Annotated in this window: 22 protein-coding genes; 4 read left to right on the forward strand and 18 right to left on the reverse strand. The window is 67.7% G+C overall.

The genetic code is table 11. The annotated features are described in order from the left end of the window. Positions 1–134 precede the first annotated feature (134 nt). The 13 genes from AKJ09_RS11685 to AKJ09_RS11745 form a co-directional block, all read right to left on the reverse strand. Positions 135–737, reverse strand: coding sequence for a hypothetical protein (locus AKJ09_RS11685; protein ID WP_146647274.1), 603 nt, complete (start codon positions 735–737; stop codon positions 135–137). Beyond that, entirely contained in the window at positions 719–1,645 is a 927-nt protein-coding gene (locus AKJ09_RS11690) for an RluA family pseudouridine synthase (protein WP_169927463.1), read from the reverse strand. Before AKJ09_RS11690 ends, AKJ09_RS11685 begins: the two co-directional genes overlap by 19 nt. Next, a complete protein-coding gene (locus tag AKJ09_RS11695; RefSeq protein WP_146647276.1) occupies positions 1,642–4,362 on the reverse strand; it encodes a PEP/pyruvate-binding domain-containing protein in 2,721 nt (906 codons plus the stop codon). The genes AKJ09_RS11690 and AKJ09_RS11695 overlap by 4 nt, the downstream gene beginning before the upstream one ends. A 41-nt stretch (positions 4,363–4,403) precedes the next feature. Then, positions 4,404–5,345 (reverse strand): alpha/beta hydrolase, encoded by a 942-nt coding sequence (locus AKJ09_RS11700; RefSeq protein WP_146647277.1) that lies wholly within the window; start codon positions 5,343–5,345, stop codon positions 4,404–4,406. A gap of 55 nt (positions 5,346–5,400) precedes the next feature. Further along, on the reverse strand, positions 5,401–5,796 hold the full coding sequence (locus tag AKJ09_RS11705) for a hypothetical protein (protein ID WP_146647278.1): 396 nt from the start codon (positions 5,794–5,796) through the stop codon (positions 5,401–5,403). Positions 5,797–5,888: 92 nt separating this feature from the next. Continuing rightward, positions 5,889–6,434 carry a hypothetical protein gene (locus AKJ09_RS11710; protein ID WP_146647279.1) on the reverse strand — a complete coding sequence of 182 codons (546 nt, stop codon included), beginning with the start codon at positions 6,432–6,434 and terminating at the stop codon, positions 5,889–5,891. Positions 6,435–6,530: 96 nt separating this feature from the next. Next, positions 6,531–8,309 (reverse strand): ABC transporter ATP-binding protein, encoded by a 1,779-nt coding sequence (locus tag AKJ09_RS11715; RefSeq protein ID WP_146647280.1) that lies wholly within the window; start codon positions 8,307–8,309, stop codon positions 6,531–6,533. Between the two features lie 45 nt (positions 8,310–8,354). Then, positions 8,355–11,018, reverse strand: coding sequence for a hypothetical protein (locus AKJ09_RS11720; protein ID WP_146647281.1), 2,664 nt, complete (start codon positions 11,016–11,018; stop codon positions 8,355–8,357). Further along, entirely contained in the window at positions 11,015–11,503 is a 489-nt protein-coding gene (locus tag AKJ09_RS11725; RefSeq protein ID WP_146647282.1) for a hypothetical protein, read from the reverse strand. Before AKJ09_RS11725 ends, AKJ09_RS11720 begins: the two co-directional genes overlap by 4 nt. Positions 11,504–11,550: 47 nt before the next feature. Further along, on the reverse strand, positions 11,551–12,489 hold the full coding sequence (locus AKJ09_RS11730) for a hypothetical protein (RefSeq protein WP_240488443.1): 939 nt from the start codon (positions 12,487–12,489) through the stop codon (positions 11,551–11,553). 339 nt (positions 12,490–12,828) lie between these two features. Continuing rightward, on the reverse strand, positions 12,829–13,377 hold the full coding sequence (locus AKJ09_RS11735) for a SixA phosphatase family protein (protein ID WP_146647283.1): 549 nt from the start codon (positions 13,375–13,377) through the stop codon (positions 12,829–12,831). An 85-nt stretch (positions 13,378–13,462) separates the two neighbouring features. Beyond that, positions 13,463–14,680: a recombinase RecA gene (gene recA, locus AKJ09_RS11740; RefSeq protein ID WP_146647284.1), complete on the reverse strand. Its 1,218-nt coding sequence runs from the start codon at positions 14,678–14,680 to the stop codon at positions 13,463–13,465. A 402-nt stretch (positions 14,681–15,082) separates the two neighbouring features. Next, complete coding sequence (locus tag AKJ09_RS11745; RefSeq protein WP_169927464.1) at positions 15,083–15,793, reverse strand: redoxin domain-containing protein; 711 nt, start codon at positions 15,791–15,793, stop codon at positions 15,083–15,085. A gap of 64 nt (positions 15,794–15,857) precedes the next feature. Between AKJ09_RS11745 and AKJ09_RS11750 the strand changes: the two genes are divergently transcribed. Beyond that, the gene (locus AKJ09_RS11750) at positions 15,858–16,544 is read left to right on the forward strand and encodes an FHA domain-containing protein (RefSeq protein WP_146647286.1); all 687 of its coding nucleotides are present in this window, start codon (positions 15,858–15,860) and stop codon (positions 16,542–16,544) included. Between the two features lie 29 nt (positions 16,545–16,573). On the opposite strand, the gene AKJ09_RS11755 is transcribed toward AKJ09_RS11750, so the two are convergent. Then, positions 16,574–17,605: a DUF6209 family protein gene (locus AKJ09_RS11755; RefSeq protein WP_146647287.1), complete on the reverse strand. Its 1,032-nt coding sequence runs from the start codon at positions 17,603–17,605 to the stop codon at positions 16,574–16,576. Between the two features lie 75 nt (positions 17,606–17,680). Between AKJ09_RS11755 and AKJ09_RS11760 the strand changes: the two genes are divergently transcribed. Both AKJ09_RS11760 and AKJ09_RS11765 read left to right on the forward strand, forming a co-directional pair. Beyond that, positions 17,681–18,115: an acyl-CoA thioesterase gene (locus AKJ09_RS11760; RefSeq protein WP_146647288.1), complete on the forward strand. Its 435-nt coding sequence runs from the start codon at positions 17,681–17,683 to the stop codon at positions 18,113–18,115. Position 18,116: 1 nt separating this feature from the next. Next, a complete protein-coding gene (locus AKJ09_RS11765; protein WP_146647289.1) occupies positions 18,117–19,346 on the forward strand; it encodes a hypothetical protein in 1,230 nt (409 codons plus the stop codon). Between the two features lie 259 nt (positions 19,347–19,605). On the opposite strand, the gene AKJ09_RS11770 is transcribed toward AKJ09_RS11765, so the two are convergent. Beyond that, positions 19,606–20,343 (reverse strand): metallophosphoesterase family protein, encoded by a 738-nt coding sequence (locus AKJ09_RS11770; RefSeq protein WP_146647290.1) that lies wholly within the window; start codon positions 20,341–20,343, stop codon positions 19,606–19,608. Positions 20,344–20,431: 88 nt separating this feature from the next. Here AKJ09_RS11770 and AKJ09_RS11775 point away from each other — a divergent pair, with 88 nt between their 5' ends. After that, positions 20,432–21,130, forward strand: coding sequence for a hypothetical protein (locus AKJ09_RS11775; protein WP_146647291.1), 699 nt, complete (start codon positions 20,432–20,434; stop codon positions 21,128–21,130). A 6-nt stretch (positions 21,131–21,136) separates the two neighbouring features. Here AKJ09_RS11775 and AKJ09_RS11780 read toward each other — a convergent pair whose 3' ends face one another. The 3 genes from AKJ09_RS11780 to AKJ09_RS11790 form a co-directional block, all read right to left on the reverse strand. Then, positions 21,137–22,411 (reverse strand): hypothetical protein, encoded by a 1,275-nt coding sequence (locus tag AKJ09_RS11780; RefSeq protein ID WP_146647292.1) that lies wholly within the window; start codon positions 22,409–22,411, stop codon positions 21,137–21,139. Continuing rightward, the gene (locus AKJ09_RS11785) at positions 22,408–23,157 is read right to left on the reverse strand and encodes an HAD family hydrolase (RefSeq protein WP_146647293.1); all 750 of its coding nucleotides are present in this window, start codon (positions 23,155–23,157) and stop codon (positions 22,408–22,410) included. Before AKJ09_RS11785 ends, AKJ09_RS11780 begins: the two co-directional genes overlap by 4 nt. A gap of 114 nt (positions 23,158–23,271) precedes the next feature. Then, positions 23,272–24,084 carry a citrate synthase family protein gene (locus AKJ09_RS11790; protein ID WP_146647294.1) on the reverse strand — a complete coding sequence of 271 codons (813 nt, stop codon included), beginning with the start codon at positions 24,082–24,084 and terminating at the stop codon, positions 23,272–23,274. Positions 24,085–24,086: the final 2 nt, after the last annotated feature.

Genomic DNA, 24,086 nt, shown 5'->3' on the forward strand with positions numbered 1-24,086 from the left:
GGGTCGCACAATCTGAGAGTTCTTGCCGAGGATCCGCACGGAGAGTCATCCCCTTCCTACGGCTGACAACCCCGGCCGATCTGACGGAACGCCGCACGGCGGAGCTCCAGGCAAAATCGTGGTGATTACGTGACTTACGGCGTAGCCGGAGGGGCGATGACCCCCTCCTTCGGCGGCCACGGCAACGGCCAACGCATGTCACGCGCGCGATCCCAGAGCTCGAGCCGCGTTCCGCGCTTGGTCGCGGGGAAGAAGACGCCGATGCGGGTCTTCAATTTCGGCTCGAAGCGCGGTGGCGTGTTCATCCCGGCGTCCGGCGCCATGGGCACACCGAGCATCGGAAAATCGAAGCGCACCCGCTCGATGAGGGTCGGCCCTTCGAAGAGCTCGAGCGCAAAACGGCCCATGACACGAGGGGTGACGTGGGGCGAGCCCATGTCCTGCTTGTGAACCGCGAGCAGGTAAATCTCGCCCTTGTCGTAGCGGAGGTCGAAGACCCACTGCTCGCGCTCGGCCATCGCCGGGGGATCAGGCGGGGTTTTCGAGATCGGGGCGCCCGTGTCTTTGCCGGCCCCCTTCGACGTGCCCGCGTCGGAAGGAGCCGCGGCGTCCGCCGGAGACGGTCCGGCGGCCGACGCGTCGCCGTTCGGCAGGCAGAACACGGCGACGAGCGGAAGCCCGACAAGAGGCAGGAACAGGCGCCAGAGACGGCGGAGCTTCACAGTTCGAGGTCGCACGCAATGGCCGTATCCCACGCTTCGCGCCGGCCGCCAAGTTCCGCCCACATACGGTCGAGCTCCATCGGGATCGGGGCCAGGGCGACGAGTGGCTCGCCGTTCGCCGCCGGGACGACGACACGGGCGGCGTGGAGCGCGATGCGCGGTAGGGCAACGACCCGTCCGTTCGGCAACGTGGTCCTCGTCACGCCCGCATAGTCACGATCGCCGAGAAGCGGCGCGCCGGCGTGCGCGGCGTGAACGCGGATCTGGTGCGTTCGCCCGGTGACGGGGGAAACGGCGAGCAGCGCAAACGCCTCCCCTGCCCGACCTGCAACGGCCCAGACCGTGCGCGAAGGCTTGGCATCCGGTCCGAAGGCGGCGCGATGACGCGCATCCTTTCCGAGCCCGATCGGCGCATCCCACGTACCTCGCTCGCCGAGCTTTTCGGCCGAAGCGATGGCGACGTAGCGCCGTGCATATTTCCCCTCTTCGCGTGCGCGCTTGAGCCGGGCCTCGGCATCCGCGTCGGTCGCGAAGACGACGACCCCGCTCACCTCGCGATCGAGGCGCGACGTGATGCGGAGCGCGTCCGGACGAAGCCCCGCTTGGCGCGCGACGACGGCGACGAGCGAATGCGAAGCGCCCGCATGATCGGGCACGGTGGGGATGCCCGCAGGCTTCACGCACGCAAGGAGGCCATCGCGCGAAAAGAGGATCGAGACACCGGCCACGCCGGGATCGGCCTCGCCGATTCGAACTTCATCGCCGGGCTTTACGGGCTCGTCGGCACGGGCGACGCGCTTCTTGCCGACGAAGACGCGGCCCTCGGCGATCGCGCACACGTCTTCTCCGGCACGACGGACGATATCTTCGACGCGAACGCCGTCACCCGGACGGACGATCCATCGTTTCACACGGTTTTTCACTGGGATTTCGTTTCGGCGGGAAGTCGCTCGACCACACCACGGTCGCCGTCGACACGCAGGCGATCGCCGGTGCGCAGCGCGCGCGTGACGCCGTCGACGTTCACGACGCTCGGAACGCCGAGCTCACGCGCCACGACCGCCGCATGACTCAGCGGACCGCCGAGCTCGGTGACGACGCCGGCGGCCAGGCAGAAGAGCGGAGTCCAGCCCACGTCGGTGGTGTGGACGACCAGGACCTCACCGGGCTCGAGCTCGCTCATCTGCGAAGCCGAGAGCAGCACGCGCGCGCGCCCTTCGACGACGCCCGAGCTCGCTCCGATGCCGCGGAGGACGTCACCGCCACTCGGAGGCAGCTGCACCGAAGGCGGCGCGCCGATGAAGGTGGCGGGAGGATCCGGTCGGGCCCGATCCCTCGCGAACTCCGCACGACGTGCGCGCACGAGCGGTCCGAGGTCGGTGCGGGACGAACGCAGCGCGGTCACCACTTCGTCGACCGTGAGGAAAAAGACGGACGGGATGCTCGCGAGCTCCGAGCGCGTATCCCGCTGGATGGCCGCCCAATCGCGCGCGAGCTCGGGCACGAGCCGCAAGATGCGCCGGTCGGCATCGAGTGCCACATCCCGGAGCATGCCGAGCACACGCGTGACCCACGTACGCATCTGCTCGCGACGACGCGCGGCGGTCTGCGCGCGCGTCACGAGATGGCGAACGAGCGTCTGCTCGGCGATGTTCAGGCGCGGCAACAGAGCCTGCATCGAGGCGTGCGCTCCGTCGCGAGCGCGGGCGAGGTTCGGCTCGACGTCGCGCGGATCACCGCGGAGCGCCGCGCGGATCATCGCCAGTACCGGCCGCGGGTCTTCCTTCCAGCGCGGCGTCGAGAGCTCGGCTTCGCGCACGACACGATCGCCGTAGAGATCGAGGAACGCCACGAGTGCGCGCTTCGTGGGGCCATCGGGGAGCGCGCTCACGGTCGCGCCTTCGTGCGCGAGCGCCTCGCGGGCTTCGGGGTCACGCCGCGCGAGGTTCACGATGCGTGCGACACCGATCGCGGGCCGAGCGCTCTCGAGATCACGAATGCCACGCGTGAGATCGTGCGCCAGCCGTTCGGCTTCGAGCGGCTCGACGCGGGAGAGCACGGTCTTCAGCAAGATGTGCGTGCCGAGCGCGCTCGAGGCGCACGTGAGCATCACGTCGCCCGTGCGCTCGAGGAGGTCCTGGACGTCGCGAATCTTCCGCCCGACGCCCTCGTCCGGCAGGATCGCCAGGTCGAGCGCGTTGTGGAGACGGAAGGCGCGCTCAGCTTCGGCCTCGAACCGCGCCACGTGCTGATCGAGGCGGAGCTGCTCGCGCAGGAGGCGCGTCGCGGTGAGCGGCAATCGTGCATAGAAGCCACGATGCGAGACCGTCCCGACCTGGTTCGCGAGCTCTTCGCCTCCCGATCCACCCCCCAGGTCGACCAGCGTTCTCGGATCCAGCCAGGGCACCTGCGCGGCAATGCGCATGAACTCGCTGAGGTTCAGATAGAAGCGCCCGTACACGTTGCCAACGAGGCGAGCGTGTTTCGGAACCGTGCACCCCAACGTGCCGAACGCCTTGCGGAAGCCGGCTTCGCTGTACGCCCCCGCGATCGACCACGTGAAGGGCGTGGCCACACCGGGCAACGCCTCACCGACGTTCGCGCTGCTCCACACCGTGTTCTGATCGCCGCCTTCGGGGAAGCCCAGGCCGGTGACGTGCCTCGCCTGCACGATCCACACGCGGCCCGATCCGTTTTCGTTCGAGGCTTCGCATGCGAACTCGACGTCCCAGGGAACGTCCTCGATGCGCTCGAGACGGCGCGCAATGTCGCTGAGCTCGGCGATCATCGAAGAGCTCAGCGCAGGCGCGTCGGGGCTCTCGGCCGGGCGCTCAACGATTCCGGCCTCGCCGATGATCGTGGTTCGAGGCTTGCGCGCCACGATCTGCTCGAGCACACGGCCGTCTTCGCCGATGCGGAGCATGTCCGGGGTGGTGACGCCGTCGACGACGGGAGCACCGAGCCCGAAGCCGGCATTGACGATGCGCTCACGAGGCCCCGCGCTCCGGCGCGTGAACATGACGCCCGCGGCCGAGGCAGGAACGACGGGCTGGATGACGACGGCCATGCCGACATCGCGAATGCCGTGCGTGGCGAGGTAACCGAGCGCGCGCCCCGAAGCGATCGACGCCCACACGCGCCGAACCGCGTTGACGAGCCCCGATGCGCCCCGGACACCGAGCACGGATTCGGCGAGGCCGGCCATCGAAACGAGCGCGCCGTCTTCGCAGGTGGCGCTCGAGCGCACGGCGAATCCCCACGGGGCTTTGCTTCCTTGCGTTCGCCAGATTTCGGCGAGCTCGTCTTCGAGGCCGTGCGGAAGCCTCGCTTCGAGGATCTGTTCGCGCGCCTCGGCTGCGCGCGAGTACACGGCGCGCCCCGTGGCCGCGCGCAAGAGCGAGCGAGGCTCGCATGCCGGCGGGAGCTCACGGAGGGCGGCGGCGAACGCGCGTTCTGGAATGACCCAGGTATCCGGGACGAAGAATCCGTGCCGCCTAAGCCACGCCAGTCGCGACGCTTTGCCACCAACGTACCTACGATCGGCGAGCGCTTGATCGCGTGCGAGCGCATCGAGCGTCACGAGCCACGACGAGCCGCGCTCCTTCCCGAGTGTTCCCTTGGTCGGCGCGGGCTCTGCCATGGCGCGTGCATGCTAGCAAACATCCCGGTCGGGCCGGGCGGTCACGCTCGCGCGAGTTTTCGGTCGTGCCAGAGGAGCATTTCGATCGCGCCTGGCCCACGATTGAACGGGTAATCGTGGGGGCCGGGCACGTCGGCAAAATCGTGCTCGATGCCCGCCGCACGCCAAGCGGCCGAGGTCTTCGTGATGGCGTTGTGGAAGTAGTCTTCCTTGCTCGTGAGGAGACGCAGCGCAAGCGCCGGGTTCTTCGCACGCGCGGTTTTCGCGAGCTCGGTGAGCTCGGCAACTTGATCTTCGCCGATGGCAGCCTGCAGCGTGCCGACCGCCCCGAAGGCCTCGGGCGCCCCGAGACCGACGCGCAATGCAACGGCGCCGCCGAGCGACACACCGTCGATTCCGATCGCCGCCGGCGAGGCCACAATCGGAAGCTCGCGCGACGCACGAGGGAGCACGCTCTTCAGCAGGTAATCGCCATATTCGCGAATCTTGGCCGGCTTCCGCAGATCGACGTCCGGCAGGTAAGGACAGAGCACGACGAGCCCTTTCCAAGGACGCGCCGCGAGATCGCGATTCGTCTCGGCGAGGCGCTTTTCGTCGACGAAGTTCTCGAGATCGGGCGGCGTGATCGGCGGCGCGCACAGGCGCGCGATGGCTCGCAGCAGCGCGTAGTCCTTCGGCCATCCCATCGCGCCGAGCTCGGGCCCCTTGAGTGCTTCACCTCGACCGTGGAGGGCAATGAGCAGAGGCAATCGCTCACCGGCCTTGATCCAGGTCGGCTGCACCACGACCGCGCGGCCGCCTCCCTCGAAGGTCCACGTCTGCGTTCCGACCTGACCGCGAGGCATCGGTTCGGCGCCCGCCTCGGGCATCTCCGGCAGCGCCTTCGCGACGGGCGCGGGCGGCTCGGCCACGGCCTGGTCGCGACGCGAACAGCCGAGCAATGCAAGGGCGCCAAGAAAGGACCGACGGTCGATCGAGCTCACGAGCGCACGTTAGCGCGAAACTCGGTGTCGGCCCCAGCGCAGGAGGCTGGTCGCGTCAGTCTTCTTCGGGAAGCTTGGGCGTCTGGCCCGTGGCCGCGCGAACGAGGTCGGCCAGACCAGGATCGCTCGCCATCTGATCACGGAGCGTGTTCTTGATGTGGGCGAGCTCGCTCGGCGAGAGCCCCGACAGGCCTGCGGTCGCCTGATCGACCTTCAGATCGATGTACCCGTGAACGTCGATCTCACCCGCGCGAAGGCGCTCGAGCGGTGACGCGCCGCTGGCGCCTTCGACGTTGCCTGCGCGCTCGGCAGGTGCCTGCCCGGAAGTCCGTTCGACCTGGAACGTCTTCGAGGGGCCCTGCGAGGAGCCGGTCGCGTTGCTTGCGTCCGCGCCACCCGTCGTGGGCATCGGGGGGAGACCCCCGCCTTTTCCAATCCGGTCGATACCCATGGGACCACCTCAGGCTAGCAAAAGGATCTCGTCGTGACACCCGAAGACCGGCCGAGCGTGGACCCGCCGCGGCCGGCTTCGCGGGACCGTTTTCAGCGGATGTTGCCGATGGCCGTTTTGACCGTGTCGTGCTCGGCCTTGAGCACGTTGGAGAGCGCGGAGAACGTGCGGTTCTGCGCGTTCACGGCCTCCTGAATCTGCAGGTAGTAGAGGTTCATGTCCTGGCTCTGCTGGAGCGAGGCCTCAATGCTGGCGTCCCCCGTGCCGGTCGCGCCGACGGCGCCCGAACCGGAGCCGGTCGTGCCGGTCGCAGCCGCAAGCGCGCTGCTTCCGACGCTCGGTACCGCGCCTCCGAGGCCGCTGCCGAGGGCAACGGGGCCTTCCGGCGTGGCCGATCGGACGGCTGATCCGGTGCCGGTCATCGGAACTCCGAGTGATCCAACCGGGCCGCCTGCACCCCGGAGGGCAACGGCCATCAGCGGAGAGCCGGGAAGCACGCGCATGGCGGTCTCGGCGCCACGCACGACCGACTGGGAAAGGACTTCCTTGAACTGGGTGCGCGGCGGCGTGGGGGTGACGCGCGGGGCAGTGGTGGCGATGCTGACGTCGGGGCGGGCGGCAATTCGGGGGCTGTCCATGATGCCTCCCCGTTCGGCCCACCCCGGGAAGAGTTGCGTGAGAAATGCCCCCCGGCCGGTCAGGCTGGCGAAGAGGCGCGATTTCGCGCTGTTCCGTCACTCCGAAGCGATGGGCTCGTCCGAAAACGCGTGCTGGGCCTCGTAAAGGGTCCGGTAGCGCGAGGGCCGTGCCAGGAGCTCCTCGTGCGTTCCCCGCTCGACGATCGCGCCGCGGTCGAGCACGAGAATGAGGTCGGCGCTCCGTACCGTCGACAGCCGATGGGCAATGACGAACGAGGTTCGCCCCTTGCGGAGCGTCACCATGGCCTCGCGTATCGCGGTCTCGCTGAGGCTGTCGAGGCTCGAGGTCGCCTCGTCGAGCACCAGCACGCGCGCATCCGCCAGGATGGCGCGAGCGATGGCCACACGCTGGCGTTGGCCTCCCGAGAGCTTCACGCCGCGCTCACCGACGACCGTGTCGAGGCCGTCTTCGAGCTGCCGCACGAACTCATCGCAGTGGGCGAGCCGGCTCGCTGCCGCGATCTCTTCGCGCGTGGCGGTGGGACGGCCGAACCCGATGTTCTCGGCGATGGTCGCGTCGAAGAGGTACTCGTCCTGGAGCACGACGCCGAGGATCTTTCGGTAATCACGGAGGCGCACGGTCGACAGGTCGCGGCCGTCGATGAGGATGCGACCGTGCGTCGGGCGATGGAAGGCGAGGAGCAACGAGAGAAGCGTGCTCTTCCCCGCACCGCTCGGGCCCACGATGGCCACCGTCGTTCCCGCCGGGACATCGAAGGTAACGTCTTCGAGCACCGGAACGCCCGCCGAGTACTCGAAGCCGACCCGCTCGAACGTCACGTCGCCCCGCACGCGGCCGAGCGCGGCGCGCGACTCGTCGCCCGAGAGCTCCGGAGTCATGGCCTCGATCTCGCGAACGCGATCGAGGTCGGCCAGCGTTTCGCTCACGCGGGTCGCGATTTCGGGCAGGTCGAGGAGCGGGCTCGCGAACATGAGCGCGAACGCGATGTAGCTTCCGAAGTCACCGAGGGACATTTGCCCCGCGAGGATGGAGCGCCCGCCGAGCACCACCACGATCGCGACGACGCTCGCCGAGACGACCGACGCCACCGCGTTCATCGCCGACTTGCGCGTGGTGGCCTCCGAAATGAGCCGGAAGAGCCGATGGAGTCCGCGTGTGAACACGAGCTCCTCGCGTCGCTCGGCACCATACGCCTTGACGATGCGAATACCGGCAAGGGTCTGGGTGAGCCTTCCTTGGACGTCCGCCCGTGCGCGACTGCGCTCACGATAGAGCGGTCGCATCTTGCGGTGCGAAAAGTGGAGGCCGAGCCCCGGGATCGCCACGAACGCGAGCGCCGCGAGCGTGATCTTCCAGTCGATCCAGAGGAGCGCGACGAACGCAACGACCGACGTGAGCACGTTGCTCGTCCACCGTGCGAGCTCCCACCCCACGATGCTCTGGACCGACGCCGCATCGTCCATGACACGCGCCGAGAGCGTGCCCACCTGCGTTTCGTCGAACCGCGCGACGGGCAACGCCGTCACCCGCGCCATCACGCGACGACGCCAGCGCAGCACCACGCGCTCGGCCGAAAGCCCGAGCACACGCGTGAGGGCGAAGACGGCGACGGCTTGCACGATCGCGGCGGCAATCACCGCCACCGCGAGCCAGGGCAGCAGCGTCACCCGCCCGTGACCAATCACCTCGTCGACGAGGACCTTCGGGGCGAGCGGAACGACGAACCCGGCCGCCCGATCGACGACGAGCAGGACGAGGCCGAGCCCGAGTCGCTTGCGCTGCGACCAGACCACCGAGCGCGCGAGAGCGCCGGCGGTCCCTAAGGTCCCTTCGGCCTTTGCGCCCTGACTCATCGTGGAGGTTCTAGCAATGCGCCTGGAAGGCAGCGAGCGATGGGCTCAGCGTGGCCAGACGATGCGCGCACGACGGGCGCGCTTGTCCGCGACGTTCGGCCCGGCGTCGTTGAAGTAGACCATGTCGCCGTCCATCACGAGAGCCACGTCCAACGAAGGAGGGCCGTCGAGCATGAGCAGCGGAAACGCCTTGCCACCGGGCGTCGAGAGGTCGACCGCATCGAGGGCAATCGCGTCTGCCGTGCTGCGGGCGACGATCGCTCGAAGCACCGGTCCGCTCACGTCGAGCGTGACGGACGTGGGGGCGCCCTCACCTCCGAAGGGAATTTTGAGCGGCTTCTTCAGGAGCTTCACGTTGGCGTCGAGCGTGGCGAGCATGGCCCCGAAGCCGCTCGCGCTCGGCGAGTCCATGCCCATCGGCGCTTCTTCGATCCACGCGAGATGGGCGCCGTCGCCCGCGGGAACGAGCTGCGGCGTTCGCGAGTGTGCCGCCGTCCCGAGCACGCGCTGCTCGTCGATCGCGCGCTTCGCGTCGTGCATGCGGATCGCACTCATGAAGATGTCGGCCATGCCGTCCTTCGGGCTCTCGCGCGAATCGGCCCAGGCCAGCCATACGTTCTCGCCGCGTGCGAGCGCCACGAGATCGGTCGCGTCGCCGGGCGCGTTCGTGATGCGTTCTTCCCGCGCGACGCGCTTGAGGTCCGGCATCACCTTGGTCGCGTAGACCTCGCCGTTGCCGTTGCGGCCGTCGACCCAGGCGACGATGAATCCGCCGCCTCCGGTGACGATGGCGACGTCGCTCGCGTCTCCCTTCGCGGTGGTCAGCTGGACGTCGTTCGTTCGCTTCCCGCGCTTGTCGACGCGCGTGACGTGCACTTCGGGGTCGCCATTTTCGCGTGCGACCCACGCCAGCGCAGCGCCGTCTTCCGCCTTCTCGGCCGCCGCGATGGCAACGCCGCCGACAGCGAGCGCGCGCGTCGAGATCACGATGGGCGAGGAAGCCACGCCATTCGCGTCCACCATGCGCGTGGCCAGGGTGAGGCCGTGCCCGCGCTCGGACTCGTCGGCCCTGGGCCGCTCCGTTCGTCCGGCCGGGGCGCTGAGCGTCACGAGCATCGTAGACGCCCCGACGCGAATCGCCGCCAGGTCGACCACACTCTCGCCGCTGACGACGGCGGTGAGATCTTCGATGCGCGGCCCACCCTCGACCACGACGGGCGTCGGCACGGGCGGTTCGACCTTCAGGTTCACGCGCGGCCGCAGCTCGGCCGTACGTATGCGCGAGGGCCCAGCACCCGAAGCGGCGAGCGCAAGGCACATGTCCTTGCCGCAAGCCATGTCCCAGGCGAGTGACGCGGGATCGGAGCCAAACGTAAGCGTCTCGCGCTGCACCGCCGCGACACGCTCGTCGGTGCGGAGCATCGTCGGCAGGATCGGAGCGTCCGTGCACGACGAATCGCGCTCACAATCGCGCATCGTGGCGAGAACGGCGAAACCGCTGCCCATCGCCGCGAGCTCGGGCGTGCTTCGGCCGATGGTGTCGAAGGTAAGCGGTCGCCCTTCGGGACCAAGGTGTTGCCCAACACGGGCCACACGTACATGTCGAACGTCACCGATTCGACTGGCCGGCGCTTCCCACATCAGGGCCGGGTCGTGCGGGCCAGCAGCCAGACCGAGGAGTGCCGCGCCGCCCCGTGCCTCGACCACCTTGCGCGGAGGCGCCACGACACCGTGTTCGTCGAGCGCCGCCGTCGCCACGAAGGGCTCTTCGGTCGTGCGATCGGTCCAGGCGAAGACGAGCCGAGAACCGGCGCGCACCACCTCCACGTCGCCACTGACCGTGGGCTTGTCCGCGATCGACACGACGCCACCGCTCGGATGGCCTTCGGCGTCGAGACGATGGAACGACAGGGCGCCACCTCGTGCGGCGTCCGCCGTGCCGAACTTCGCGTCCTTCTTCTTCTCGGCGACGGGCGTTGCGGCCGCGGTCACCGTGGAGATCCCGACCCCGCCCGGCAATTCGAGCACGTGCCAGCCGGTGACGTTGCGTGCCACGCGCGCGGGCAAACCGCGAACCTTGCCGTCCGTGTCGAGCGCCGCGGCGACGATGTTCGCCTCGCCACCGTGGACCTCCTCGGCCCACAGACAGACGGCGCCCGCGTCGGTGGGGATGACGTCGACCCAGACGACGTCTTCGGAGGTGCGGGCGAGCTCGACCGCCTTTCCTCGCGGCGTGCCGTCCAGACCGACGGAGATGCTCCAGAGCGATTCACCACGCTCCGTCAGCGAGGTCCACGCGATGACGAAGCCCGGTGCCGTGCCTCGCATCGTCCGCACGACGACCATGGTGGTGTCGATCGTGGCGGTGCCAACGCTCTTTTCGGGGCCACTCGGCTCACCGTTTGCGGCCAAGGGCATGACGACGACCCTGCGGCCACTGCCCTCACCCGCCGTGATCCAAGCGGCAAGCCCCGAGCCTTCGGGTTGCTTCGCCAGGAAGGGACCGATGGCGCGCTCGTCGATCGACGCCACGATGTGACCCACCACGCCTTGAGGCGGGGCCGCTGCTTTCCTGACCGCCGAAACCGAGGTGCCCGGCGCCGACTGCGCAGGCGCCTTCGAACCACAACCCAAGAGCGAGACCGCGAGCGTCGCGAGCGCGCACCATGAGAAACTGGCGGCCGGGAGCGCGACGCTCCGTCGGGTCACTGCACGATCTCCTCGTACGACTTGGTGACCGTGATGACGCCCGCATGGCTGCGCGGGAACATCGCGCCCTTCAGCACGTCCTGAACACACGAGGAAAGCGTCGGATCCGGCTTTCCTTTCAGCGTAACGCCGAGCAGCCTGCCGTCTTGGTCGATACCCACGGACAGCTCGACACGCTGGCGGGGCAGATTCTTCCTGGCGCGGTACTCCCGAACGCATTTGCTGACCGGGTCGGTGTACTTGTCGACGACACCGCTGATGAGCTGAGTCGCTTCGGTGGCCGACCCGGCAAACGGTCGCTCCGGCGGGGCGGCCGCCGCCGCTGCCTCGGGCCCGGCATCCGCGACTTCACCTTCCTTGGCGGTGGCCGGCTGGGGGCCGCTCGCCTGCGGGGTCTGACTGCCGCCGCACGCGACGAGACCCATGAGGAGGCCCGTGCAAACGAGCCCGGAGAAAGCCAAGAGACGTGGATTCGGCGCTTTCACGGCCGGCAGGCTACCACGTCACCCGTGGCGGAGCGCAGTCCGGCGGGTCAGGATGCGCGCAGCAGCCGACCGATGTGACGACGCTCCCAGTCGAGGGCGCGCTCGTACTTGCGGAAGTGGCGCTCACGCTCGAGGAACTCCGGCGGATGCAGCACACGGCGCGCAAGCTGACCCTTGGCGGAAGCCAGGTTCGACGTCGACGCCCGCACGCTCCCACGGGCCGTGGGAATCATGTGGTGGAGCATCTCGTGGTAGACGACGTACTCCACGAAGTACCGGGGCACCCAGGGCTTGTCGAGCACGGGGTGGATGCGGATCAGGCGCTCGAGATGAGCGTAGCTCCCGAGCTTGATCGTCTTGCGGGCGGTGGCCTTGCCCTCCACCGCCTTGCGCCCCGCTTTGCGGCCCCAGGTGATGAGCGCGTGGCAGCCACCGTCGAAGTAGCGCTCATTCAGCTCGGAGAAGATGGCGAGCAGGTCGTGGTGCTTGCCTTTGGCGACGAGCGGGATCGCGCGAGGACGGCGACGTGCGAGGCGTGAGCCGCTTGCGTCGATGTACTGGCCGACGAGCATGCTCGCCTTGCGATCACCGCGGGCCACGTACCGAGCGAGCGCTTCGACCACGCGCGGCGGCGCGTCGAGGAACATGTGGTGGACGCGGGCGTGCAAGACACCATGGCGCGTCGAGTGCGAGATGATCGAGTGGCGGTTGTCCGTGATGGAGAGGATCACGGGCCGGCCCGGGCAGGCCGCCTTGAGCCGGCGCTCGAGCGCCTGGCGTGCTCCCTCGTGGACGAACAGCGCGGGCGACTGGGTGGGAAACACGAGCGCGAGCTGTGAGCTCACGCGCTCGGGAATGCGAATCGCGGCCGCCGTCACGATGGGGCTCAAGCGCCCCCGCCCGAGGCCCGAAGCCGCCGAACGATTCACCGACGCTCGCGGAGCGAGCCAAGCGTCGATGCTGGGGAGGACGTTCTTGGCGGCCATGGGAGGGTCTCTTTGGGGGTAAGGGAGAGGGGTGGGGTTGTCAAGGAAGGGGCTTTTCGCCTGCAATACCAATCACTTGGATACGTAGGCAAATGCCCCCAACCCAATGTAGGGACGTGTCGTTTTTACTCAATTCGTGACCCTATACGGAAGTCCTTGACCCCGGGGCATTTGCCCCCAGTCGCACACGTTCACGGGCCGCGTCGTGACGAGTCGCCACGCGCGCATGCTCATGCACGAGCAACCTATCGGTGAGGTCGCGTGTTCCGTTTCCTCGTTGCGGGCAGGAAGTGTCGTCCTGCTAGGAGCGGTCGCGAGCCGCGCTCGCGGAGGACCTGGTCAGTCGCGTTGCCACGCGAGCGTCTTCGGATCGAGGACGAAGCGGGACTTCGACGTGAATCCCGAGCCTTGGACCTCGGGCGCCGTGGGCGTCAGCTTCACGCCGACGACCATGGCCTTGAGCATGCCCTCGCTAGGCAGGCGTCCGATGAGGCGTGAAACGAGGAGGGAGAGGTCCGGCTCGTGGCCGACGACCATCACTCGCTTGCGCCCCGCGCGTGCGAGCTCTCCGACGAGGCCGAGCGTATCCCCACCGGGAGCCATCTCGCGACGCACCTCGACGGCCCCGGTCCCTCCGGACGCCCGCGCCTTCTTCTCGTCGGCGACGCGTCGATCGAGACCGGTGATTGAGGCCACGATTTCAGCCGTTTGAAGAGCCCGAACGAGCGGGCTCGAGAGGACGATGAAGGGCGCCTCTCCCCCTTCGAGGAGGGCTCGGGCCACGTGCCGAACGCGATCGCGGCCCGTAGGCGTGAGCGCTCGATCGGCGTCCCTGCCGGTGGGCGAGTCGTCCTCCGCCGGACCGTGGCGCATCACGTAGAGCTTCATCCGGGCCCGACTATATCAGCGCGCCAACCGTCCTGGTGGCCAGGTTCGGAAGAGGGGCCGAACGCCGCCTCTTCCGAAGTCCACGTCAGTTCGCGGGCTTGCCCGGACGCTTGGGCTCGTCGTCCTTCGACGGGGCCCCATTCTTGGGCGGAATGCGCACGACAGGCTTGCCGTCCGGCGCCGTCTCCTTTGCGCTCTCCTTTGCGCTCTCCTTGGCCTCACCCTTGGCGCCCTTGACCGAAACGGGCGCGGGCGCTTCCTCGACCGGCGCTGCTCCGTTCGCGCGCTTGATGTTGTGCTTGGAGAGGATCATCCCTTCGAGCTTCTCCATCAGCTGGGGATGCTGCTCGAGGTAGGTCTTGGCGTTCTCGCGCCCCTGACCGATGCGCTCGCTGCCGTACGAGAACCACGCACCGCTCTTCTCGACGATGCCGAGCTCGGTGGCGAGGTCGATGATGTCGCCCGCGCGGCTGATGCCCTGACCGTAGAGGATGTCGAACTCGACCTCGCGGAACGGCGGGGCCATCTTGTTCTTCACGACCTTCACGCGGGTGCGGTTACCGATGGCGACCGGGTCCTTCTTGTCGCTCGCCGCGGCTTCCTTGATCTGGCCAATGCGCCGGATGTCGAGACGCACCGAGGCGTAGAACTTGAGCGCGTTACCGCCCGTCGTCGTCTCGGGGGAGCCGAACATGACGCCGATCTTCATGCGGATCTGGTTGATGAAGACGAGCAGGCAGTTCGAACGGGCGACGGTGCCCGTGAGCTTGCGCAGCGCCTGGCTCATGAGGCGCGCCTGGAGGCCGACGTGGCTGTCGCCCATATCGCCTTCGATTTCAGCCTTCGGAACGAGCGCTGCGACCGAGTCGACGACGACGATGTCGACCGCGTTCGAGCGAACGAGCATGTCGGCGATCTCGAGGGCCTGCTCACCGTAGTCCGGCTGCGAGACGAGCATCTCGTCCGTCTTCACACCGAGCTTGCGGGCGTAGGCGGGATCGAGCGCGTGCTCGGCGTCGATGAACGCAGCCACGCCGCCGGCCTTCTGCACCTGCGCGATCGCGTGCAGGGTGAGCGTGGTCTTGCCGCTCGATTCAGGGCCGTAGATCTCGATGATGCGTCCCTTCGGGTAACCGCCGATGCCGAGCGCGATGTCGAGGCCGATCGAGCCCGAGGGCACGACCTGAACGTCGTCCGCGAGAGATGCGCCGTCCTTGAGGCGCATGATGGAGCCCTTGCCGTACTCCTTCTCGATCGAAGCGAGGGCAAGTTCGATGGCTTTCTGGCGGTTCTTGTCTTCCATGAGAGGCTCCTTCGATCGCGGCTAGGCGGGAAAGCAGGCGGCTAGGGACGGTCTTGCGGGTGCGGGTCGTGCGGGTCGTTTGAGGCAGCAGGCTGTGCAGGAGACTCGAAGGTCCGGGGGCCGGAGATGACAGATCAGATATCCCGGATGTCCCGGACCTTCGAGTTGAGAGGGTCTGGGCTCAGGGGCCCCAAACCTTCGACTCAATATGAACTCGCGTAGGCGGAACGCGGCGTGGGCGCTACGGTCAGCTTGTTCAGTACTGAGAACCTATACTGCTGTTCTGTTCAGTGTCAACATGTGCGCTCGTTTTCCCGGAAGCTCCCAAAAGCGCGAATCAGGACGCGAACTTGGAGCGGGGGCGGGCCGGCGACTTTCGTTGGGCCGCGGAAAATTCAGTACTCAGTACGCGGGCGGGTGGGTCGCGATCCAGTTCAGGCCATCGCGGTCGTAGTGGACGACGTCCGCCGGGGCGCCCCCCGACGAATCCAGAATCTCCATCGTTCGCGTGTCGACGAGGATGTCCCAAGGCATGACGGTGCCGTCGACGCCGATGGTCGACATGCGTCGCGCGCGGACGTCGATGGCCGTGGGGAGGTTCGACTTGTTGCGCGTCATCCAGCCATCGACCTCGTCGAGGCTGGGGCCTCGCCCGCTGGCGGGGCCGTTGACGATCACCTCCAGGTAGACGACGCCCTCGCCCGCCATCGCCTCTTTCACCGACGCGGTCGCTTCGCACTCCGACGCGCAGATCGAGCACCACGTGGCGGCGCCCTGGATGTGGAGCATCTTGTGCCGCTTCTGTTCGGGGTCGAAGTAGTCGGCGAGCGAGATGGTCTTGAGCCCGGCCGTGCGATCGCCGTCCGGATAGCCCTGGAACGTGAAGTTCGGGATGCGATCACCGGGCCGGGAGCCTGAGCGGTCGGTCTTGCCGATGTGGTCCGTCGGGTACGGCACGCCGTCCGGATTCACGTCTCGCCCCGTCACGTCGGGGTCGGGGAAGTCCGCCGGAAGGCCGTCCGACGACGAGCAACCCCCGCCCGCAGCGACGAGAACCGGCAGGAGAATGGGGATGATGGCAAGCGCAAAGGGCCGAATAGCACCGTTCCTCACGTGGCTAATTTTGCACCACCTTGGACCGCGTGCATCAAGTCACTAGGATGGTTCGTCGACGACCATGAAAGGCCCCCGCAGACCTCGCACGTTCCAGTGCCGCGAACAGTTCTGGGAAACCTTCGAGGAAGCGTCGCACAAGCAAGGCGTTTCGATGGACGACCTGCTCGAAGAAGCGATGGTCGCCTACGCCAAGATGCGCGGACACCTGCAGGACGAGCCGGGGCAGCCGCTCCAGCCGAGCCATGCACCACCGAACCGCAAGCCGTACCCGATGCCGCAGGTCTCGCCCATGGGAAGCATGGGCGGCATGGGTGGCATGAGTGGTGCACCGCTTCCGCCGCCGAGTCGTCGCCTGCCCACGCCTCCGCCCCGTACGGCACCGATGCCGCCCATGGGAATGCCGATGCCGATGGGCCGCCCCAGTCCTGCACCGATGGCGCCGCCTGCGCAGCGTATGGCGCAGCGTACTCCGCGCCTCGTGCTGACCTACGACGGACAGATGTTCGAGGTCGACAAGGAGCGCTTCGTGCTCGGTCGTTCGAAGGCGAGTGCCGATCTTCGCCTCGCGGACGCGAACGTATCGCGTGAGCACGCCGCCATCGAGCGCATCGGCTCGCAGTACGTCCTCGTCGATCTCGGTTCGACGAACGGCGTGCAAGTGTCCGGCGAACGAATCTCGCGCCACTCTCTCTCGGACGGCGACATCATCGCCATCACGACGCACGAGATCCGCTGCTCGTTCCGCTGAGCGCGTGAGAACGGGGCGACGACGCGCGCTCAGTGCGGGAGGCAGACCGCGTAGAGATCGGCGTAGTTCTGGAAGCGCACGCGGAAGGTACCGCCGCCCGCAGGCCGGAACTCCACACCGTTCACGGTGACGTAGTACTCGAGCACCGTCTCGACGTGCGCGCCGTTGCCGTCCGCGGCGATGCCGAGATCGACGTTCGGGCAGTCGGCGGCCTTCTGGACGGTGAAGTTGCCCGGGATCGGATCGAGCGGGCGCAGCGGGATCTCGTAGCGCGCGTTGTTGCCGACGCGACGGTCGAACGACACGTAGCTCGTTTGGAACTCGGCGGATGCGGATGCGCGCGAATGCAGCTGGACGTCGAGCTGCTGCCAGAGATCGGAGTTGTCCCAGTTGGTGACGCCGTCCTTCCAGACCTCGAAGAATACGCTGCGGATCGCCGCCCGCTGGCGAGCCCACGTGTCGTAGCGAACTTCGCCGTTCTCGGGCTCGTCCATGTCGCTCTCGCAGGCCTTCCCTCCGTCGCACGTCATGCGGGAGACGACCGCGCGGAGGTTGCCGATCCAACCCGGATCGCTCGCGGCGGGATTCACCGAGAAGTGGAAGTTGCGGCCGAAATCGGAGTCGTAGGCGTTGCAGCCCCAACGGCTCGTGTTCTGGAACCACACTTCGAGATCGCCCGCCGAGTCGAGCGTGAGCACCGGCTTGTCGGTGCCGTGTGAAGGCGACAGGCCGCCCGCCTCGAACGAGCGAATCACGCCGCCCGCGATGCGGTAGTAGCCGGAGATCGTCCACGCAGGCAGACCGCCCTGCTCCCCGCGGCAGGTGGTGAGCCGGTCGGCGTCGTAGGCGACGCGCGCCGTTTTGCCGCGCTCGAGCGTTCCCTGCACGCGAACGTCGCCGTTGGCCGAAAACGTGATGGTGCCCGCTTCGCCGAGGGCCGATTCCCCGCTCATCGCCACGACCTCGTCCTCGGACGAAGTCTCCGCGCAGCCGAACAGCGAAAGCGCGAGAACGCCGGTCACGACTCCCATCCCCTGCCAAAGTCGGCCGTGGTGACTCATGGATGCGTTACTACCCCGCCCGGCCGCGCTGTCAAGGCAGGGGGACCCGGTTTCAGGACGTGGTAAGCCCGCCGCATGCCCCTCGGGATGCCGTTCCGGTCGATTCAGCACGTCTACTTCGACGATCTCGACGCCCTGAACATCCTGCACAACGTCCGGTACTTGCTCTTCAGCGAGCGAGCCCGCGGGGAGTTGTTCAACGCGCTTGGCTTCCGCTGGGAAGACGACCTCGCGACGAACCCGGACAAGTATCACGTCGTCGCCGAGCACCAGATTCGTTACCTCGCGCCGGTCCGTGGTGAAGGAGAGCTCACCGTCGAGATCGAACCGGTTCACCTCGGCACGTCGAGCGCGATCCTCTCGGCCAGGGTGAAGTCGATGCATGGCGACGTCGTCCACGCCGAAGGAACGACGCGCCTCGTGCGCCTCGATCCGACGACCAACAAGCCTTGCTCGTGGAGTGACCGCTTCCGCAACGCGTTCGGTCCTCTCGTCCGGAAGAAGGCCTGACGTGCGACGCTCGGCGTTCGTCGTTTCGTTCGTACTGCTCGCGAGCGCTTCGGCGTGCAACGACCGCTCGAATCCCGGCTCAGCGCCCGAGCCGTCGGCAGCACCGCCCAATGCCTCGGCCGTCACCGCCGCTCTCGGCCTCGACGCCGGGTTCGAATCAACCGATCCTCCGCCGCCCGCGGGCGATCTCAAGACGGAGCTCGATCGCTTCGTAAACCTCGATTCGTGCGTGGCCGAGCGCTCGAAGCTCGATCCGCTCGTCGGCGACGCTCTTCGGACGATCGGCTACGACACGTTCCTGCGCGATGCGTGCCGGATGCTCGAAGGCGCCAAGGACAAGCGCACCGAGCCCTGCGACAAGATCGACTCGAGCGCGCTCCGCAACAAGTGCCGGAGCTGGGTCGCGATGCTCGCCCAGACGCCCGAGACGTGCCCGCTTCTCTTCGAGAACGTCCCCGTTCGTGGTCGAAGCTCCACGTGCCTCGCCGTCGCGGGGAAAGATCCGCGGCTCTGCGCCGGCGAATCCAGCGCCGCCTCTCGCGCCACGTGCGAGGCGCTCAGTAGCCGTGACGAGGCGCGCTGCGATTCGCTGCTTCCGAGTGATCGGCCCTCCTGCAAGCGAGAGATCACACGCTGGCGCCCCCTCCTCGCCGCACCCCTCGAAGGACTGCCGAAGCTCCCGAACGTGGCCGCCAAACTGATCTTCCACGGCCAAGACGGCACGCCCGACCCTCCCGCTCCCGAGGTGGATCTTGCGAGCGACTTCGCCCGTGGAGGCGTCGTCGTCACGAACCGTGACCGCGCGCGAGTCGAGCTCGGATTGCTCGGTGAGAGCGAGGCACTGCGCTTCGTTCCGAGCCCGAACAAGAAGCCTCGCCTGGGCTTCGCCGTCGTCTTCGAGCCCGCCGCTCCTGGCTCGAAAGATCCCCCGAAACCCGTGCTCGAGCGACTCGAGCTGGAGGTCCCGGGCGAAGCCACCATTCTTTGCACGGGCAAAACGTCGTCGTCGCCGTCACCGTGCGAGCTCGAGGTCGCGAACGCCCACGCCGATCGCACGAGGGGCGGAGAGGTCGCTCTCTCCATCCGTGGGAAGGCCGCCGCCGGCACGCGTGCCTACAAGGTCGACTTCGCGCTCACGACGTTCGTCCGCGACGCAGTCGCCGAATCCGCCGGCCACGGCGCGCGTATCGTGCCTCCGATTCACCCGGTGCTCGGCCCCGCCCCTCATTGAGCGGTGCCGCATTGAGAGCCCCGCGCTGACCAGTGCTGACTGAGGCGTGTCGCGCCAAGAGTGCTGGACTGAGGCGTGTCGCGCCAAGAGTGCTGGACTGAGGCGTGTCGCGCCAAGAGTGCTGGACTGGGGCGTGTCGCGCCAAGAGTGCCGCACCGAGAGCAGACCGAAGACATCCGCCGTCATTGCGAATGTCACCGCTCAGAGCCGAGATTCGAGGCGAAGGAGAGGCGTCGTCAGACGCCGAAACCAGAAACCGTTAGACGCCGATATAGAGACGGTGGGCGAAGTTGCGCTCGAGGCGCGCGCGCAGGACCTTGTCGGCGGCGAGCTCGATGTCGTACTCGATGCGCTTGAACTCGAAGCGCTTCTTGTCCGAGTCGAAGACAGTGAAGCTGGCGCGGTTGTCGAAGTCGCGGGGCTGACCGACCGAGCCGACCGACACGATGTACTTCTTGTCGGGCGCGAGCTCGAAGTCGACGGCGGGCATCTCTTCCACGCTCGTCTTCGTCAGCGCGAACACCTTGCAGAGGTGCGAGTGACCGATGAGCGTGATGTGCCCGAGCTTGTCCCAGAGGGGGAGGCACTCACGAGCCTGCTCCGGCGCGAAGATGTACTCGAACTCTTCGAGGCGAACCGGCGAGCCGTGGCAAAGCAGGACGTCCTGCTCTTCCAGCTTGTGCTGGTACGGGAGCGACTTCAGCCACGACATGTTCTCCGGCGAGATCATCGCCGCGTGGACGTCGAGCGCATGGCGCGCGGCCTCGTAGTAGTACGAGTAGTCCATGCGACCGGAGACGGCCGCGTCGTGGTTGCCGAGGATGGTTACCTTGGCGATCTCGCGAACGAGATCTGCACACTCGTTGGGCGAGCCACCGTAGCCGACCGTGTCACCAAGGCAGTGGTACACGTCGATGTTCTCTTTCCGATACGCCTCGAGCACTGCCGAGAGGGCTTCGAGGTTCGCATGGATGTCGCTGAAAACACCGATCCGCATGGACGTACCAGGCTAGGCGGCATCGGCCCGAGACGGAAGGGGTATCCGCCTCCGGTAAGCCAAAAACCCTGCTAGAAAGCCCCCGACCATGGCCGAGCCTCCTAAGTCCAACGGCAAGATGAACGGCGTGCAACACGTGAATGGCGTCGCCAAAGGCGACGGAGAGGCGCACGAGCACGATCACGACGATGACCTCGATGCGCCCGAAGAAGGCGTGATCGAGGCCGTGAACGAGCCTCTTCCGCCTCCCCCTCCCACCATCGCCGAGCTGTGCGCGGCCGCCATTCGCTTCGTGGCCAGCAAGTACAAGGTGTCGCTCGACGGGGCGCCCGATACCCTGAGCCTCCTCGACCAGTACGTGCGGGATGCGCGAACAGCCGTTCAGGAGCGGCCGGAGAGCATCGACCTCGTCGCCCCCGCGATCGGCGCGTACCTCGGGGAGGTGATGCGCCAGGAATTCGGCGGCGAGTGGTTCGCGGAAGGCTCCTACGAGTCGTACCGCCTCTACTTCACGAACGTCTACCTCGCGTTCAACCCGATCGGCATGGCCCGCGAGGCCCTGTCGATGCAGGAAGAAGAGGGTTGGAACGCCCATCTCACGCTGGAACCGGGCGCGCGCGAGCTCATCGCCGAGCGGCTCGAAGCGATGCCCGAGGTCGACGAGGAGGAGTACTACCTGCCGACCACGCGCTTCGACGTGATCACCGGCGTCGTCCTCACGCTCCGGGCACTCGCCGAGCAGGGCGGCGTCGGCGACATTCGCTTCACGAAGGAAGACTACGACTGAGCCGGCCTACTTGATCGGCTTGGTGCCGGCGTCCGCCGGGGTTCCGACCTGGATCACCCCGGGGACGACCTGGCCCATCGTCGTCTGCGAAGCATCGCCGAGGAACGTTCGCAGCTGGATGTTGTAACGGCCGCGCTGAAGACCGCTGAGGAGCGCGCGAGCACCCGGCGCAACCCACGCGGCCGACACGCCGTCGACGAACACGAGACGCAGCTCGTCGGTCGCGTTCTGTACCGACAAGCCTTCGGACACGCCGGCCGGCGGAGGCGGAACGTCGACCGGCCCCGTCCGCAATGCCGCAAGCTCGGGGGCGGAGAGCATCGGTTCGACGCCGTTCGCCTCGAGAGGCGAGGCCGCGAACGACGCGTTGGCGGGCGGGACGAGCAGCCCGGACGACGAGAGATCGTTCTTTTTCAGAACGCCCGTGAGCTCGAAGCCGAGGCTCCCCTGCCCGGTCCACCGGAGCTCGACCCGCATGGGCACCTCGTCGAGCCCGCAGACTTGCGTGCCAGGCGGTGCGTTCATGAGATCGAGCAGGAAGCGGCAAAGCAGCACGCCGCCGTCTCCGAGCTCGGCGAGGCGCCCGATTTCCCAGACCGAACGCGCCGCGCGGGTGGTGACTTCGACCTTGCGCGTGCGAATGCCGATGCGTTTTCCGGTTTCGTCCTTCGTGACGACTTCGGCGGAGGTGATCGGCGCAACGTCCAAGCGGCGCTCGCCGAGCAGGGCGCGCAACGCTCCGGGCCCGATGGGCCGATAGGCCTGCCCATTGTCCCAGACGACCACGTGGCCGTAGCGGTCCGAGCGTGCTCGGAGCTCGGAGTCGGGCGGGAGCACGAACCCGTGGCCGAGAAGCGAGAGGCGCATGCGCGACACGCCGAGCTCGATGCCCAACCGAAGCTCGGTCTTCTTGCGCGCCGCCTCGATGCCCGCGGTATTGACCTCCGGAGCGCGTGGCGGGCCGACGAGCTCGCCCGGCCGAAGAAGCGCCGACAGCGTGTAGCCCGTGACGTCGCGGGCGAGCGTGTCGGGAGGCAGCGGAGCATCCCCACGAAGCGGCGTGGGAGGAGGCCCGCCCTCCGGCGTCACCGGGCTCGCGCTCGTCGACGTGCGAAGCGTGTCGTTCGAAGTGAGCGGCGCAGGCATGGCGCTCGCCTGAGGGCTCGCCGTCGCGTCCGGGGCCCCTTCCGTGGAGCTCGACGGACGGCACGCGCCGAGGGTCGCGCCGGCGAGGAGAACGCCGCACGCGACCAGGGGGAGAAAGGCCTTCGAGGCCCTCACTTCATGCGGAAGTCGCCAACGATGTGAACACGCTTGTCGAGCGGCGGAGCGCCCGGCAAGTGCTGCGTGTCCACGAAGACGACGTCCGCCTCCGGACAGATTTCGACGAACGCGTTGCAGTTACCCGGCTCGTTGTCGAACGCGGCGACGACGTGACCGACGCGACGAAGGCGCGGACCTTCTTCGCGCTTGAATGCCTCGTCGGGGATCTTCGCGTCCGGCTTGCAGACGAGCTCGGTGCCCACGACACCGATCGGGAAGCCGAGATCACGCAGGCTCTGGAACGAACCGAGGCCCATGAGCGGGAGATCGCGGCCCGTGAAGTACACGAGGACGGCGCCAGCGTCGTAGCAAGCGCGCGCGAAATCCACGGCACCGGCGATCGCGACGTCATGCTTCAAGTAGTGATCCGAGAAGAAGCGCTCACGCCAATACAGCTCGGCGCGCGTGATGATCTCGGGATGCTCGAGGCCCAGGCGCTGGAGCGAATCGACGAGGAGATAAGCCAGCTCGTCGGCGCGGGTCGCTGCGAGCGTCTCGGCCGCGGTATGCGACTCGCGCGCAAGCTCGCCCGCGAGCTCCTGGAGAATGGCCGCGGTACGCGGACGGTTGTCCATGAGCGTGCCGTCGAGATCGAAGACGACGACCGGAGCGGGCTCTCCCGTCACGGCCTTGCAGCGCGCGACGATACGGGAATACAGCGCGTGCTGCTCGCTGGCGGGAAGACGATTGAAAGCAGTTGCCATGCGTGAAGGGAGCAGGACGTAGCATAGCGAGGCCCTGCATGAAAGCCGGGCCCCCCCAAACGAGACTCACTCGAGCCGTAACTTACCGAGACTTACCGCCCGGTCTGGAGCGCGTCAGACGCCCGATCCAGTGCCCTTGCCGCTCGCTTCGGCTGCGAGCGCGCGTGGGCTCTTGCGCGGTGCGGCACCGGCATAGCGCATTGCCTCATCGGGCAATTGCCTGAGGACCGCGGATTTCTGCGCCGCGCCTTCGACCGCGTTCGAGAGGAACGTCGGCTGCAGAAGCGTCACGGCCATGGCTGACGCCTCCTGCTCGTTGAATCCAAGGTCGAGACAGACCGCAGCTGTCCCGCCAATGATGTTCGCTTCTACGCCACGCTTTTCCTTCACGATGCGCCAGAACCGCTCGGCAAGCGTCCAGTACTTACCGGGCGCTCGCCCGCGTCTCTCGAGAACGGCCCGAAGCGCGTCGAGCCGCTCGTCGGTCTCGCGGAACGGAACCCCGAACCCGACGAGGCGCTTTCGCGAAACCACGAAATCCGCGATCGAGGCATCGGTCTCGCCGTGCTGCTCGACGTGCTTGGCGAGATCCGTCAGGACCCTCGTGGCTTCGTTGGCCACACGCCCTCCGACGATGTCGCTATCGAGCGCAACGACGCCGCTGACGAACGCCGGCATCGTGCGGCCGAGCGAGGCCACCACGCGCGTCAGTTTGATGGGCCACACGCGCGGCTCGGTCACGTGCGCGGTGACGGCCAGATCGTCGAGCAGCTGCTCGTCGTCGCGTGAGAGACGCCGGCCGGAGATCGCGAAGGCGATGAGCCCCAAGTACGACGTGTGCCCGAGCAGATCGCGGAAGACCCGCAGGCCGAAATGCTCGTAGTCGCCGTGGATGGCGCGCCCGACGTGAGTTCGAATCTCGTCCACGT

The organism is Labilithrix luteola, assembly GCF_001263205.1.
Taxonomy (GTDB): domain Bacteria; phylum Myxococcota_A; class Polyangia; order Polyangiales; family Polyangiaceae; genus Labilithrix; species Labilithrix luteola.

What these genes read in the sequence shown, in the direction of transcription:
- recA (WP_146647284.1), bottom strand. Translation starts at nt 14,680, where the DNA reads ATGGAAGACAAGAACCGCCAGAAAGCCATCGAACTTGCCCTCGCTTCG.
- AKJ09_RS11695 (WP_146647276.1), bottom strand. Translation starts at nt 4,362, where the DNA reads ATGGCAGAGCCCGCGCCGACCAAGGGAACACTCGGGAAGGAGCGCGGC.
- AKJ09_RS11715 (WP_146647280.1), bottom strand. Translation starts at nt 8,309, where the DNA reads ATGAGTCAGGGCGCAAAGGCCGAAGGGACCTTAGGGACCGCCGGCGCT.
- AKJ09_RS11785 (WP_146647293.1), bottom strand. Translation starts at nt 23,157, where the DNA reads ATGGCAACTGCTTTCAATCGTCTTCCCGCCAGCGAGCAGCACGCGCTG.
- AKJ09_RS11770 (WP_146647290.1), bottom strand. Translation starts at nt 20,343, where the DNA reads ATGCGGATCGGTGTTTTCAGCGACATCCATGCGAACCTCGAAGCCCTC.
- AKJ09_RS11760 (WP_146647288.1), top strand. Translation starts at nt 17,681, where the DNA reads ATGCCCCTCGGGATGCCGTTCCGGTCGATTCAGCACGTCTACTTCGAC.
- AKJ09_RS11710 (WP_146647279.1), bottom strand. Translation starts at nt 6,434, where the DNA reads ATGGACAGCCCCCGAATTGCCGCCCGCCCCGACGTCAGCATCGCCACC.
- AKJ09_RS11705 (WP_146647278.1), bottom strand. Translation starts at nt 5,796, where the DNA reads ATGGGTATCGACCGGATTGGAAAAGGCGGGGGTCTCCCCCCGATGCCC.
- AKJ09_RS11730 (WP_240488443.1), bottom strand. Translation starts at nt 12,489, where the DNA reads ATGGCCGCCAAGAACGTCCTCCCCAGCATCGACGCTTGGCTCGCTCCG.
- AKJ09_RS11750 (WP_146647286.1), top strand. Translation starts at nt 15,858, where the DNA reads ATGAAAGGCCCCCGCAGACCTCGCACGTTCCAGTGCCGCGAACAGTTC.
- AKJ09_RS11735 (WP_146647283.1), bottom strand. Translation starts at nt 13,377, where the DNA reads ATGAAGCTCTACGTGATGCGCCACGGTCCGGCGGAGGACGACTCGCCC.
- AKJ09_RS11755 (WP_146647287.1), bottom strand. Translation starts at nt 17,605, where the DNA reads ATGAGTCACCACGGCCGACTTTGGCAGGGGATGGGAGTCGTGACCGGC.
- AKJ09_RS11775 (WP_146647291.1), top strand. Translation starts at nt 20,432, where the DNA reads ATGGCCGAGCCTCCTAAGTCCAACGGCAAGATGAACGGCGTGCAACAC.